Genomic DNA, 12857 nt, shown 5'->3' with positions numbered 1-12857 from the left:
CCTTGGTTCACCTACGAAAAGGCGCTCTGCTATGCAAATTGGGCCTTTGATGCGGCCCGTCACGGTGGCCTATCCTACTGATGGCTCCGGCGGACCACCACACGGAATCTGTATTTTGCGAAAATGTTGTGTTTATTACTACATTTTTCCTTGAGTGATGCCTTGAAAAAAGGTATTTGTAGCTTAACTTGATAAAAGAACAAACATCATGCCTTCGATTACGGTTGAACCGTGCACCTTTGCCTTGTTCGGCGCCCTTGGCGATCTGGCCATACGCAAGCTGTTTCCTGCCCTTTATCAACTTGACGGCGCCGGTCTGCTGCACGAGAACACGCGAATCATCGCGCTGGCCCGTGAACCCGGCAGCGAGCAGCAGCACCTGGCCTTTATTGCCAGCGAACTGCGCCGCTACGTCGATGCCAAGGAGCTGGACGAAGCCGTGGTCGAGCGCTTCCTGGCCCGACTGAGCTACCTGCACGTCGACTTCCTCAAGGCGGACGACTATGTCGCCCTGGCCGAACAGGCCGGCACCGCTCAACGGGTGATCGCCTACTTCGCCACCCCGGCGGCGGTCTACGGCGCGATCTGCGAAAACCTGTCCAGGGTCGGCCTGGCGGAAAACACCCGTGTCGTGCTGGAAAAACCGATCGGCTCGGACCTGGAGTCCTCGCGCAAGGTCAACGACGCGGTGGCGCAGTTCTTCCCGGAGAATCGCACCTACCGCATCGACCACTACCTGGGCAAAGAGACGGTACAGAACCTGATCGCGCTGCGCTTCGCCAACAGCCTGTTCGAAACCCAGTGGAACCAGAATTACATCTCCCACGTGGAAATCACCGTGGCCGAGAAGGTCGGTATCGAAGGCCGCTGGGGCTACTTCGACAAGGCCGGTCAGCTGCGCGACATGATCCAGAATCACCTGCTGCAACTGCTCTGCCTGATCGCCATGGACCCGCCGGCCGACCTGTCCGCCGACAGCATCCGCGACGAGAAAGTCAAAGTGCTCAAGGCCCTGGCGCCGATCAGCCCGGAAGGCCTGACCACGCAAGTGGTGCGCGGCCAGTACATCGCCGGTTACAGCGAAGGTAAGCCGGTGCCGGGTTATCTGGAAGAGCCGAATTCCAACACCCAGAGCGACACTGAAACATTTGTTGCCTTGCGTGCCGACATTCGTAACTGGCGCTGGGCCGGCGTGCCGTTCTATCTGCGTACCGGCAAGCGCATGCCGCAAAAGCTGTCGCAGATCGTCATTCACTTCAAAGAGCCGTCGCACTACATCTTCGCCCCTGAGCAGCGCCTGCAGATCAGCAACAAACTGATCATCCGCCTGCAACCGGACGAAGGTATTTCCTTGCGCGTGATGACCAAGGAACAAGGCCTGGACAAGGGCATGCAACTGCGCAGCGGTCCGCTGCAACTGAACTTTTCCGACACCTGGCGTAGCGCACGGATCCCCGATGCCTATGAGCGGTTGTTGCTGGAAGTGATGCGGGGCAATCAGAACCTGTTTGTCCGTAAAGATGAAATCGAAGCCGCGTGGAAGTGGTGTGACCAGTTGATCGCCGGGTGGAAAAAATCCGGTGATGCGCCCAAGCCGTACGCGGCCGGGTCCTGGGGACCGATGAGCTCCATTGCACTGATCACGCGGGACGGGAGGTCATGGTATGGCGATATCTGAATTGAAACTGCCGCAAGGCGTCAGCGCCCATGCGTTCAAGAACCCGGTGCTGTTGGCCGACGGTCTGGCGTTGAAAGTGGCCGAGCAACTGCGCGCAGCGATCGAAGCCCGTGGCACCGCTGTGTTGGTGGTGTCCGGTGGTCGCAGCCCGGTCGCGTTTTTCCAGAACCTGGCCAAACAGGCGCTGGACTGGTCCAAGGTCGTGGTGACCCTGGCGGACGAACGCTGGGTGCCCGTGGAACACGCCGACAGCAATGCCGGCCTGCTCAAGCGCTACCTGCTGCAAGGCCCGGCGGCCAGGGCGAAATTTCTCAGCCTGTACAGCGCCACTGCCAACCTTGAAGAGGCTGCGCAGAATGCGGATCGCCTGCTCGCCGAATTGCCGCCCATCGACGTGCTGATTCTGGGCATGGGCGATGACGGCCACACTGCGTCCCTGTTCCCCGACAGCCCGAACCTGGCGGACGCCTTGAAGCTTGATGGCAGCCGTCGCTGCTGGCCGATGCTGGCGCCGACCGTGCCTCATCAACGCCTGAGCATGAGCCGCGCACTGCTGGCATCGGCCACCCACAAAGTGCTGTCGATTTCCGGTCAGTCCAAGTTGACCACCCTGAATGCCGCATTGGCCGGTGACGATGTCGCCGCCATGCCGATTCGTGCCTTTCTGCAACCTACGTTAGAGATTTACTGGTGCCCATGAGCCAAGGATCAGCCGCTATGACAAACCCATCCCCGACCGTTTCCATGGCGGATAAAGTTGCCCTGATCGACAGCCTCTGCGCCAAGGCGCGGATCCTGCCGGTGATCACCATCGCTCGCGAACAGGACGTACTGCCTCTGGCCGACGCCTTGGCCGCTGGTGGCCTGAGCGCGCTGGAAGTGACCCTGCGTTCGCAGTTCGGCCTCAAGGCCATCCAGATTCTGCGTGAGCAGCGTCCGGAGCTGATGACCGGTGCGGGCACGGTGCTTGATCGCAAGATGCTGGCCGCGGCGGAAGCCGCGGGCTCGCAGTTTATTGTCACGCCGGGTATCACCCGTGATTTGCTCGAAGCCAGTGTCGACAGCCCGATCCCGCTGCTGCCGGGCATCAGCAACGCTTCCGGCATCATGGAAGGCTATGGCCTGGGGTATCGTCGCTTCAAGCTGTTCCCGGCGGAAGTCAGCGGTGGCGTGGCAGCCATCAAGGCCTTGGGCGGCCCGTTCGGTGAGGTGAAATTCTGCCCGACCGGCGGCGTGAGCCCGGCCAACATCAAGAGCTACATGGCGTTGAAAAACGTCATGTGCGTGGGCGGTAGCTGGATGCTTGATCCCGAGTGGATCAAGAACGGCGACTGGGCCCGCATTCAGGAATGCACCGCCGAGGCCCTGGCGCTGCTGGACTGATTGCTCGATCAAACACTTCGTTGTGTGTTCTACGGCTTTACGGTGCGCTTGGTCGGTGCACCGTTTTTTTTTGCAAAAAAAAACGGTGGGAGCCGGGCTTGCCCGCGATGAACGATAACGCGGTGTATCTGTTGCTTCGTGGGCCGGCCAACCACCCCCGGGGAAATCATGCGATACATAGTTACCGCACCCTGACCGCCACCCAGCGTTAACCTGCGTTCATCTTATGGAAGAGAGAACGACATGGACGTCACAATCCCTGCTTCATCAAAACAACCTGTGTGCCTGCTGTCTGCGGAACAGATCGCCGGCCCGTATTTCCGTAACCCGAAACTGATCAGGCGCAACATCAGCGAAGGCGCCGACGGTATCCCGTTGGTACTGCGCCTGACCATTGTCGATGCCATGACCTGCGAACCGGTCACGGGCGCCCTGGTGGATGTCTGGCACTGCAATGCCCGCGGTGCCTACTCGGGCTGGAGCAAGATCGATCCGGACAAGAAGGTGGATTCCGGTGATATCGGTTCGGTCCCGCGCACGGATGACGACACGTACCTGCGCGGCGGGCAGTTCAGCGATCAGGGCGGCATCGTGAGATTCACCACCATTTATCCGGGGTTTTACGCTGGCCGCGCCCTGCACCTTCATGTAGCGGTGCGCATCGTGGCGGGGAACAACTATCTGGAAGAACGGCATGTTGCCTGGGTTGGTCAGCTGTATTTTCCAGAGTCGGCGTCACGGTCGGTGCTTAACGCTCGTGAGTACCGCGGGCGGGCGATCCCGGTGCTGACCAACGACAAGGACATGTTTTACGCCGACATGGGCGGCGAGGCGTCGACCCTGAACGTTCACCCCGTGAGTCGAGACAGCCTTGATGACGGCTTTTTCGGCCAGTTGACGATTGGCATCGATACCTTTGCGGTATCGACGCAGATCAAGCCCGAAGACTTCGACAAGTACACGGTGTAGGCCGCTCAGCGCAGCTCGGTCAGCGCCTGGGTCAAGACCTCGATTTCGGCGGCGGTGGTGGTCAGCCCGGGTGTAATGCGGATACACGGGCCACAGGCGGCGCCGCTGCGGACCACGGTGAACAGGTTGTAGTCGTTGAGCAAGCGTTCGGCCATCACCTGCTGATCGGCATGTCGGGTGAAGCGCATCGAGGTGATGCCGCAATACAGGCGCGGGTCGTCAGGGGTCATGATTTCAATGCCCGGCAGCTCGCGCACGGCGTTCACCCACACGTTGCGCAGATAGTTGAGCCGTGCGCCCTTGGCCGCGGAACCGCCCATGGCCTGATGCTCTTCGAACACCAGCGGCAAGGTCAGCAACGCCGGGATGTTGGGGGTGCTGTAGGGCGTACGGGAGCGGATGTCGCCGACCGGGAAATGCATCTCGCCCATGTCCGGGTCGATGTCGGCCAGGCGCTGTGGGGCGATGTAAATGAACCCCAGAGTCAGCGGCGCACCGATCCACTTGTGCAGGTTGTAGCCGGCGAAAGCGATGCCGAGGTCTTCAAGATCGAATTTGATCTGGCCCAGTGCGTGAGCGCCATCGAGAATGATGTCTACGCCATATTCTTTGGCCAGGGCGGCGATGGCCTTCACCGGCATTACCAGGCCGGTGCGATGGGTGACGTGGGTCAGGGCCATCAGTTTCAGTCGTGGATAGCGCTCGAAGGCTTCGCGGTAGCTGGCCAGCAGGCTCTCATGGCTGGCGGGGTGGCTGTGTTCGATCTCGATCACCTCCACGCCACGATGGCGGGCCAGCCAGCGCAGGGCGCCTTTGACCGTGTCGTACTCCAGGTCGCACAGCAGCACCTGATCCCCCGGTTCTAGCCGGTTGTAGTTACGGATCAGCGATTGCAGGCCGTCGCTGGCGTTGCGGGTGAGGGCGACGGATTGCGCGCGCACGCCGATCATCTCCGCCAGTTGCGCGCGAATATCCAGGCTTTCGCCCTGCTCGAAGCGCTGGCGCACGTGCACCGAGTTGCTGCGATTGATCAGCTCGATGTTGCGCTGGTATTCCTCGACCACAGTGCGGGACATGCGCCCGAAATAGCCGTTCTCCAGGTTGATGGGGCCGGGTTCTACAGCATAGCGGTCAGCAAACGTCTGCCAGAAGGCTTCATCACGGGCACGGCGGGTGTTATCGGGCATGGGCTACTCGGTCGATTCAGTGGCGGGGGGCTGGTTTGCCTAGCTTGGCGCGTAGCGGTTCGAGCAGTTCCGATAAACCGTTGTGGTCGATTTCCTGCATCAACGCCAGCAAGCCACCCAGTTCGCCGTGGGGAAATCCCTCTCGGGCGAACCAGTTCAGGTACTGGCCGGGCAGGTCGGCGATGATGCGCCCCTTGTATTTGCCAAAGGGCATTTCGCGGGTAATCAGCAGTTCGAGCTTTTCAGGATTCATCAATCAGTCGTCGTGATTCAAACAGTCTGGAAAATACAGGCATTCTGCATGCAGGCCAAATGACAGATCATGCAAATAACGCGGATGCAGATTTCTGATAAAAGTATAAGTTATTGAAAAATAACGGATAAATTATCAATTCAAAGCTGGCATGCACGCTGCAATGGATATTGCATCTTTCATCAACCCGCAAGGAATTGAAAAATGACCGACCTCAACAAAGAAGCCATCTCTGTACTCAACGACCTGATCGAAACCTGCAAAGACGGTCAGGAAGGGTTCAAGACTTGCGCCGAAGACATCAAACACCCAGAACTCAAGACCCTGTTTGTTCAGCGCTCCGCCGATTGCGCGACCGCGGCTGCCGAACTGCAAAGCACTGTGCGTTCCATGGGTGGCGATCCGGAAACCTCGACCAGCGTCAGCGGTGATCTGCACCGTCGCTGGGTGGACGTGAAATCCATGTTCACCGGCAAGGACGAAGAGGCCGTGCTGAACGAGGCCGAACGCGGTGAAGACCACGCGCTGAAGGCGTACAAGGAAGCGATCGAGAAGATCAACAAGCACAACCTGGTGGGCATTCGTGACCTGGTCGAGCGCCAGTACCACGGCGTGCAACGCAACCACGATCAAGTAAAAGCCCTGCGTAACCAGGCTCGTGCGCGTTCTTAAGCGTTCGTAGCGACAAAAAAAACGCCAGTCTGCACTGGCGTTTTTTTATGCCTGCCAATCACTGTGGCGAGGGAGCTTGCTCCCGCTCGGCTGCGCAGCAGTCGTAAACCATCGCAATCGATGTACCTGATACACCGCGTTGCAGATTTCAGGGACGCTTCGCGCCCCAACGGGGGCAAGCCCCCCTCGCCACGACGTGTTTAATTCATCACCCAAGCACGGTGCTTCAGCCAATGCTGATCGCCGGCAAGACAGGCAATGTCACCGTCTGCTGTTTACGCGGCGCCAGAATTTCCGCCTCGCCATCCACTACCAACTCATCACGCTGGTTGAACACACGAGTGGCAATGCGTACGCGAAACTTGGGCAGTTTCTCGAGGATTTCCAGACGCACGGTCAGGGTGTCGCCAATTTTCACCGGCTTCTGAAAGCTCATCTGCTGCCCGATATAGATAGTCCCCGGCCCAGGCAGCTCGCACGCCACCGCCGCACTGATCAGCGCGCCGCTGAACATGCCGTGGGCGATACGCTCCTTGAACATCGTGCCGGCAGCGAACTCGGCGTCCAGGTGCACCGGGTTATGATCGCCGGACATCGCTGCGAACAGCTGGATGTCGCGTTCTTCGACGGTCTTGCTGTAGCTGGCGGTCTGGCCGACTTCAAGGGCTTCGTAAGGCGTGTTGGTAACCTGGGTCATCGGTGTTGATTCCTGTGACAAATGAAATAAATCCACAAAAAAGCCATAAAAAACTATTCGGTTCTGGTGGGCCGGCGATTGCTCAGAGCCTGGGCGATCCAGCTCAGCACATCGGCGGTCACTTCATCGCGATTGCTCTCGTTGAACAATTCATGCCGGGCCTGCGGGTAAATGGTCAGTTGCAAGCTCCGGCTGCCGGCCTCACGCAACGCGTCGGCCAGATCTTTCAGACGCTTGCCCTGGCTTACCGGATCACATTCACCGCCGATCACCAGCAGTGGCAGGCCCGGATCAAGCTGAGCGAGATTGGACGCTTTGCTGATTTGCTGCAAGCCGCCGAGCAAATCGATCCACAGCTGATTGGTGCAGCGAAAGCCACAGAGCGGATCGTTGGCGTACAAGTCGACTTCCACCGGGTCGCGGCTCAGCCAGTCGAACGGCGTGCGCGCCGGCTTGAATGCCTTGTTGAACGAGCCGAACGACAACCACTCGATCAGCGCGCTACGACCCTTGGGCCCTTGGCGCAGTTTTTCGAAACGGGCGATCTGCCGCGCCACGCCATAGAGCGCCACTGGCTGGAAGTTCGAACCACTGAGAATCGCCCCGTGCAGGCTGGCGCTGTGGTGCAGCAAGTAAGCCTGGGCAATGTAGCTGCCCATGCTGTGCCCCAGCAACACAATCGGCTGGCCCGGATGCTGCTGGCCTATGTATTGATTGAGGCTGGCGAGGTCGCCGACCACCTTGCACCAGCCATCATCGTCGGCAAAATGGCCGAGCGTGCCGTTTTCGGCAGTTTTGCCATGTCCGCGCAAGTCCGGCGCATAGACGCCGTAGCCCTGATCACAGAACTGCTGCGCCAATCGAGCGTAGCGACCGCTGTGTTCCGCCATGCCGTGGGCCAGCAGGACAACGGCCTTGAGCGGTCCGTCGGGCAGCCACTGGTTGACGAAGAGGCGGCTATGGTCACTGGCTGTCAGCCAGAACGTGTCGTGGATCATGGCGATTCCTTTGCGCAGAGTCGGTTGCATTGTATAGCGCATCCATTGCCCGGCGTCCGATCAGGCCACGGCACGGCCAGAAGATTCACACGATCTATGACGCCGTTTGGCGTATTTGCCTGATTGGCCATAACTGCTAGTGTCGGTGGAGCTCCGCTTTTCGCTTTCTGGTTTTTTCAGAAATGACAGAAAGTGGCCCGGATAGATTCAGGTAAAGAGGACAAGAACAATGCAACCTGATTTCTGGAATGACAAACGCCCGGCCGGCGTGCCCCTGGATATCGACATGGGGGCGTACAAGTCGGTGATCGAGGTGTTCGAGCGTTCCTGCAAAAAGTTCGCCGATCGCCCTGCGTTCAGCAACATGGGCGTGACCCTGACCTACGCCGAACTCGAACGCCACAGCGCCGCCTTCGCTGGCTACCTGCAAGCCCACACCGATCTGGTGCCGGGGGATCGCATCGCGGTGCAGATGCCCAACGTGCTGCATTACCCGATTGCCGTATTCGGCGCGTTGCGCGCCGGGCTGATCGTGGTCAATACCAACCCGCTGTACACCCCGCGGGAGATGCGTCATCAGTTCAAGGATTCCGGTGCCCGGGCGCTGGTCTACCTGAACATGTTCGGGTCCAAGGTCCAGGAAGTGCTGGCCGACACCGACATCCAGTATTTGATTGAAGCGAAGATGGGCGACCTGATGCCCGCCGCCAAGGGCTGGCTGATCAACACCGTGGTCAGCAAGGTCAAGAAAATGGTCCCGGAGTATTCGCTGCCCCAGGCCATTTCCTTCAAGAGCGCGCTGCGTCTGGGCCGCGGCCTGGGCATCAAGCCGCTGAAAGTCAGCCTCGATGACATCGCCGTGCTGCAATACACCGGCGGCACCACGGGCCTGGCCAAGGGCGCGATGCTGACCCACGGCAACCTGGTGGCCAACATGCAGCAGGCGCGGGCGTGTCTGGGGCAGTTCGGTGATGACGGCCAGCCGTTGTTGCGTGAAGGGCAGGAGGTGATGATCGCGCCGCTGCCGCTCTACCACATCTATGCGTTCACGGCGAACTGCATGTGCATGATGGTGACCGGCAACCACAACGTGCTGATCACCAATCCACGGGACATCAAGGGCTTCATCAAGGAGCTGAAGAACTGGCGTTTCTCGGCGTTGCTGGGGCTCAACACGCTGTTCGTGGCGCTGATGGAGCATCCTGACTTCAAGACCCTGGATTTTTCCAGCCTCAAACTCACCAACTCCGGCGGCACCGCGCTGGTGAAGGCCACTGCCGAGCGTTGGGAGCAATTGACCGGTTGCCGCATCACCGAGGGTTACGGCCTGACCGAAACCTCGCCAGTGGCCTGCACCAACCCGTATGGCGGCAAATCACGCCTGGGCACTGTCGGCATGCCGGTGCCGGGCACCACGCTGAAGATCATCAACGAGGAAGGCGTCGAGCAACCGTTGGGTGAGCGGGGCGAGTTGTGCATCAAGGGCCCGCAGATCATGAAGGGCTATTGGCACAAACCCGAGGCGACCGCCGAGGTGCTGGATGCCGAGGGCTGGTTCAAGTCCGGTGACATTGCAGTGATCGATCCGGACGGGTTCGTGCGCATTGTTGATCGCAAGAAGGACATGATCATCGTCTCGGGTTTCAACGTGTACCCCAACGAGATCGAAGACGTGGTGATGGCCCACCCGAAAGTTGCCAACTGCGCGGTGATTGGCGTGCCGGACGAGCGTTCCGGGGAGGCGGTGAAACTGTTCGTGGTGGCGCGCGAATCAGGGGTCAGTCTTGAAGAGCTGAAGGCGTACTGCAAGGAGAACTTCACGGCGTACAAAGTCCCCAAGCACATTGTGTTGCGTGAGTCGTTGCCGATGACGGCGGTGGGCAAGATTCTGCGGCGCGAGTTACGCGATATCGCCTGACGCTATAAAGCTGCGCTTCGCGCAATCGCGAGCGGGCTCGCTCCCACAGGTTATCGGTGGTCCTGTGGGAGCGAGCCCGCTCGCGATTTTTTTTGCCGGAAGCCCCGGTTTCAGGGGCTTTCAAGGTGTTATAGAATTTTTGCTCTAAAAAGAACCACTGCTCAGTCTTGAGTCATTAAAGTGACCGTAGAGCCTGCTTTTGGCTCTAGTCGGCCCTTGGCAAAGCTGCTACTCTCGGCGCGCTTTGTGACCTCTCGGCCTATGTAAAAGCCAGACTCACCAATAAAAAACACACACCAATAATAATCGCATCAAATGCGGTGATGAATTCGCGTTGCTGAGGAGTGGGCTTCCATGATCGAAGACTTTTGGAAGGATAAGTACCCTGCCGGGATTGCTGCCGACATCAATCCAGACGAGTATCCGAATATTCAGGCAGTGTTGAAGCAATCCTGCCAACGCTTCGCCGACAAGCCGGCTTTCAGCAACCTGGGCAAGACAATCACCTATGGTGAACTGTACGAATTGTCCGGCGCCTTTGCCGCTTATCTGCAACAGCATACCGACTTGCAGCCCGGTGATCGAATCGCCGTGCAACTGCCCAACGTCCTGCAGTACCCGGTCGCCGTCTTCGGTGCCATCCGCGCCGGGCTGATCGTGGTCAACACCAACCCGCTGTACACCGCGCGGGAAATGGAACACCAGTTCAACGACTCCGGTGCCAAAGCCCTGGTGTGCCTTGCCAACATGGCACATCTGGCCGAGATCGTGGTGCCGAAAACCGGCGTCAAGCACGTGATCGTCACCGAAGTGGCCGACCTGCTGCCGCCGCTCAAGCGTCTGCTGATCAACAGCGTCATCAAGTACGTGAAGAAGATGGTCCCGGCGTATCACTTGCCCAAGGCCGTCAAGTTCAACGACGTATTGAGCAAGGGCCATGGCCAGCCAGTGGCTGAAGCCAACCCGGCCAGCGGTGACGTCGCCGTACTGCAATACACCGGTGGTACCACCGGTGTGGCCAAAGGCGCCATGCTGACCCACCGCAACCTGGTGGCCAACATGCTGCAGTGCAAGGCGCTGATGGGCTCCAACCTCAACGAAGGTTGCGAGATCCTGATCACCCCGCTGCCGCTGTACCACATCTATGCCTTCACCTTTCATTGCATGGCAATGATGCTGATCGGCAACCACAACATCCTGATCAGCAACCCGCGTGACTTGCCGGCAATGGTCAAGGAACTGTCGAAGTGGAAGTTCAGCGGTTTTGTCGGCCTCAATACCTTGTTCGTGGCCCTGTGCAACAACGAGGGCTTCCGCAAGCTGGACTTCTCGAACCTGAAAGTCACCCTGTCCGGTGGCATGGCCCTGCAACTGGCCGCCGCCGAGCGCTGGAAAACGGTCACCGGCTGCGCGATCTGCGAAGGCTATGGCATGACCGAAACCAGCCCGGTGGCCACGGTCAACCCGATCCAGAACATCCAGGTCGGTACCATTGGCATTCCGGTGCCATCGACCCAGTGCAAAGTCATCGACGACGCCGGTGTCGAGCAGCCGCTGGGCGAAATCGGCGAGCTGTGCGTCAAAGGCCCGCAGGTGATGAAGGGCTACTGGCAGCGTCAGGAAGCCACCGATGAAATGCTCGACAGCGAAGGCTGGTTGAAGACCGGCGACATCGCGCTGATCCAGCCTGACGGTTACATGCGCATTGTCGATCGCAAGAAAGACATGATTCTGGTGTCGGGTTTCAACGTCTACCCGAACGAACTGGAAGACGTGCTGGCGACCCTGCCGGGCGTGCTGCAATGTGCCGCTATCGGTGTGCCGGACGAGAAATCGGGCGAGGCGATCAAGATCTTCATCGTTGCCAAGCCAGGCGTGACCCTGACCAAGGAGAAGGTGATGGAGCACATGCGCGCCAATGTCACCGGCTACAAAGTCCCGCGCTCGGTTGAATTCCGCGATGCGCTGCCGACCACCAACGTCGGCAAGATCCTGCGCCGCGAACTGCGTGATGAAGAACTGAAGAAGCTGGGCCTGAAGAAGTAAACGCCTCGCAGAAACACAAAAGCCCCGCTGATGCGGGGCTTTTTGTTGTTGGTCTGGGGCTTTCAGCGTCTGTCAGACCGCCTTCGCGAGCAGGCTCGCTCCCACATGTGATCGGATTCTGTCTGGAAGAACCCGGTTGACCGTGGGAGCGAGCCTGCTCGCGAAGCCTTTGATCTTTACTGGCGAAACGGCGCGAAATTGACGTTGGTGCCCGCCGGACGCATGTCCTGCAGGTACGAGTCCTTGTCGGCGCTCAGTTCCAGGCTCAGGGCCGCTTTGCGCTTACCCTCATTGCGAACCACCAGACCTTCGAGCTTTTCACGCAGGAACACCGTCGGCACTTTCAGGTGCAGCAGTTCGTCGGTGTCCGGGGTGTGCATCAGCAGGTGAATCCATTCGTACTGACCAACGGCCAGACGCGCCACCGGAAGGTCGAACCACCAGATGTTGCGGTTGCGGTTCAATTCGGTGAAATGGCAGTTGTTGACGCCAAGCACAGCACCGCCGAGTTCCAGGTTTCTGCGGGCAATGGCCTGCTTTTTATCGAGTTTCATAACATTCCTACGGGATTGGATCTTCAGTGCCAGGGCCTGAATACGTCGCACATTCTCGTGGGTTGGGCGGCAAACATAAAGCCCAACCTTTGCGCGGCGATGAAATGTTGCGGTGAAAAATAAATGAAACTCCGCGCAAATCCCGCTGGTCAATCTTTCTGTAACGACTTTCCCCGTTAATTGTTCACAGGAGAAACACCATGAGCAGCACTGGCGATAAAGTTAAAGGCGCGACAAACGAAGCTGTTGGCAAGGTCAAGCAAGGCGTGGGTAAAGCCACCGACAGCACCAAGCTGCAGGTCGAAGGCAAAGTGCAGGAAAAGAAAGGTGAAGCTCAGCAAGCCGTGGGCAAAGCCAAGGACGCCGTCAAGAAAGCCGTTGATAAGTCTTGATGTGACTGTCCTTTCAGGCACACCGAAACGGCCATCCTCGGATGGCCGTTTTTGCGTCAGCCGCCTCGGTTAAATAACGAAATTGTTTCAAAGTCGCCAATTAGGCTACT

Annotated in this window: 13 protein-coding genes; 8 read left to right on the top strand and 5 right to left on the bottom strand. The window is 59.0% G+C overall.

Going from position 1 to position 12857, the window contains the following annotated elements; all coding sequences use genetic code 11:
• The first annotated feature begins 208 nt into the window (after nucleotides 1-208).
• The 4 genes from zwf to POF45_RS08975 all read left to right on the top strand — a co-directional run bounded on the left by zwf (nucleotide 209) and on the right by POF45_RS08975 (nucleotide 4030).
• Nucleotides 209-1678, top strand: coding sequence for a glucose-6-phosphate dehydrogenase (gene zwf / locus POF45_RS08990; RefSeq protein WP_259495989.1), 1470 nt, complete (start codon nucleotides 209-211; stop codon nucleotides 1676-1678).
• Nucleotides 1665-2378 (top strand): 6-phosphogluconolactonase, encoded by a 714-nt coding sequence (gene pgl / locus POF45_RS08985; RefSeq protein WP_259495988.1) that lies wholly within the window; start codon nucleotides 1665-1667, stop codon nucleotides 2376-2378. Before zwf ends, pgl begins: the two co-directional genes overlap by 14 nt.
• A gap of 17 nt (nucleotides 2379-2395) precedes the next feature.
• Nucleotides 2396-3061, top strand: a complete 666-nt coding sequence (locus POF45_RS08980) for a bifunctional 4-hydroxy-2-oxoglutarate aldolase/2-dehydro-3-deoxy-phosphogluconate aldolase (protein ID WP_259495987.1) — start codon at nucleotides 2396-2398, stop codon at nucleotides 3059-3061.
• Nucleotides 3062-3304: 243 nt separating this feature from the next.
• Nucleotides 3305-4030, top strand: a complete 726-nt coding sequence (locus tag POF45_RS08975; protein WP_259495986.1) for an intradiol ring-cleavage dioxygenase — start codon at nucleotides 3305-3307, stop codon at nucleotides 4028-4030.
• A gap of 5 nt (nucleotides 4031-4035) precedes the next feature.
• Here POF45_RS08975 and POF45_RS08970 read toward each other — a convergent pair whose 3' ends face one another.
• Together POF45_RS08970 and POF45_RS08965 are read right to left on the bottom strand one after the other, a co-directional pair.
• The gene (locus POF45_RS08970; protein WP_259495985.1) at nucleotides 4036-5217 is read right to left on the bottom strand and encodes an aminotransferase class V-fold PLP-dependent enzyme; all 1182 of its coding nucleotides are present in this window, start codon (nucleotides 5215-5217) and stop codon (nucleotides 4036-4038) included.
• A 16-nt stretch (nucleotides 5218-5233) separates the two neighbouring features.
• The gene (locus POF45_RS08965; RefSeq protein WP_282315544.1) at nucleotides 5234-5470 is read right to left on the bottom strand and encodes a DUF3820 family protein; all 237 of its coding nucleotides are present in this window, start codon (nucleotides 5468-5470) and stop codon (nucleotides 5234-5236) included.
• Between the two features lie 204 nt (nucleotides 5471-5674).
• On the opposite strand from POF45_RS08965, the gene POF45_RS08960 reads away from it, so the two are divergent.
• A complete protein-coding gene (locus POF45_RS08960; RefSeq protein ID WP_259495984.1) occupies nucleotides 5675-6142 on the top strand; it encodes a ferritin-like domain-containing protein in 468 nt (155 codons plus the stop codon).
• A 226-nt stretch (nucleotides 6143-6368) separates the two neighbouring features.
• Here the strand turns inward: POF45_RS08960 and POF45_RS08955 are convergent, their stop codons facing one another.
• Both POF45_RS08955 and POF45_RS08950 read right to left on the bottom strand, forming a co-directional pair.
• On the bottom strand, nucleotides 6369-6839 hold the full coding sequence (locus POF45_RS08955) for a MaoC family dehydratase (RefSeq protein ID WP_054044906.1): 471 nt from the start codon (nucleotides 6837-6839) through the stop codon (nucleotides 6369-6371).
• A gap of 53 nt (nucleotides 6840-6892) precedes the next feature.
• Nucleotides 6893-7837, bottom strand: coding sequence for an alpha/beta hydrolase (locus POF45_RS08950; RefSeq protein WP_259503250.1), 945 nt, complete (start codon nucleotides 7835-7837; stop codon nucleotides 6893-6895).
• A gap of 229 nt (nucleotides 7838-8066) precedes the next feature.
• Here POF45_RS08950 and fadD2 point away from each other — a divergent pair, with 229 nt between their 5' ends.
• On the top strand, nucleotides 8067-9755 hold the full coding sequence (fadD2, locus tag POF45_RS08945; RefSeq protein WP_282315543.1) for a long-chain-fatty-acid--CoA ligase FadD2: 1689 nt from the start codon (nucleotides 8067-8069) through the stop codon (nucleotides 9753-9755).
• 354 nt (nucleotides 9756-10109) lie between these two features.
• Nucleotides 10110-11801, top strand: a complete 1692-nt coding sequence (fadD1, locus tag POF45_RS08940; protein ID WP_259495981.1) for a long-chain-fatty-acid--CoA ligase FadD1 — start codon at nucleotides 10110-10112, stop codon at nucleotides 11799-11801.
• 176 nt (nucleotides 11802-11977) lie between these two features.
• Here the strand turns inward: fadD1 and POF45_RS08935 are convergent, their stop codons facing one another.
• Nucleotides 11978-12355: a hypothetical protein gene (locus tag POF45_RS08935; protein ID WP_259495979.1), complete on the bottom strand. Its 378-nt coding sequence runs from the start codon at nucleotides 12353-12355 to the stop codon at nucleotides 11978-11980.
• 200 nt (nucleotides 12356-12555) lie between these two features.
• On the opposite strand from POF45_RS08935, the gene POF45_RS08930 reads away from it, so the two are divergent.
• Nucleotides 12556-12747: a CsbD family protein gene (locus POF45_RS08930; protein WP_282315542.1), complete on the top strand. Its 192-nt coding sequence runs from the start codon at nucleotides 12556-12558 to the stop codon at nucleotides 12745-12747.
• The last annotated feature ends 110 nt before the right edge of the window (nucleotides 12748-12857 follow it).

Origin of the sequence: Pseudomonas fungipugnans, from assembly GCF_029955235.1 — a bacterium.
Classification (GTDB): Bacteria; Pseudomonadota; Gammaproteobacteria; order Pseudomonadales; family Pseudomonadaceae; genus Aquipseudomonas; species Aquipseudomonas fungipugnans.
Note: the sequence above shows the minus strand (reverse complement) of the source record. Positions and strands in the feature narration are given on the sequence as shown.

Bases quoted from the DNA above. Each gene is read 5' to 3' on its own strand.
- POF45_RS08970 (WP_259495985.1), bottom strand. From the start codon at position 5,217: ATGCCCGATAACACCCGCCGTGCCCGTGATGAAGCCTTCTGGCAGACG.
- zwf (WP_259495989.1), top strand. From the start codon at position 209: ATGCCTTCGATTACGGTTGAACCGTGCACCTTTGCCTTGTTCGGCGCC.
- fadD2 (WP_282315543.1), top strand. From the start codon at position 8,067: ATGCAACCTGATTTCTGGAATGACAAACGCCCGGCCGGCGTGCCCCTG.
- POF45_RS08930 (WP_282315542.1), top strand. From the start codon at position 12,556: ATGAGCAGCACTGGCGATAAAGTTAAAGGCGCGACAAACGAAGCTGTT.
- POF45_RS08980 (WP_259495987.1), top strand. From the start codon at position 2,396: ATGACAAACCCATCCCCGACCGTTTCCATGGCGGATAAAGTTGCCCTG.
- pgl (WP_259495988.1), top strand. From the start codon at position 1,665: ATGGCGATATCTGAATTGAAACTGCCGCAAGGCGTCAGCGCCCATGCG.
- POF45_RS08975 (WP_259495986.1), top strand. From the start codon at position 3,305: ATGGACGTCACAATCCCTGCTTCATCAAAACAACCTGTGTGCCTGCTG.
- POF45_RS08950 (WP_259503250.1), bottom strand. From the start codon at position 7,837: ATGATCCACGACACGTTCTGGCTGACAGCCAGTGACCATAGCCGCCTC.
- fadD1 (WP_259495981.1), top strand. From the start codon at position 10,110: ATGATCGAAGACTTTTGGAAGGATAAGTACCCTGCCGGGATTGCTGCC.
- POF45_RS08955 (WP_054044906.1), bottom strand. From the start codon at position 6,839: ATGACCCAGGTTACCAACACGCCTTACGAAGCCCTTGAAGTCGGCCAG.
- POF45_RS08935 (WP_259495979.1), bottom strand. From the start codon at position 12,355: ATGAAACTCGATAAAAAGCAGGCCATTGCCCGCAGAAACCTGGAACTC.
- POF45_RS08960 (WP_259495984.1), top strand. From the start codon at position 5,675: ATGACCGACCTCAACAAAGAAGCCATCTCTGTACTCAACGACCTGATC.
- POF45_RS08965 (WP_282315544.1), bottom strand. From the start codon at position 5,470: ATGAATCCTGAAAAGCTCGAACTGCTGATTACCCGCGAAATGCCCTTT.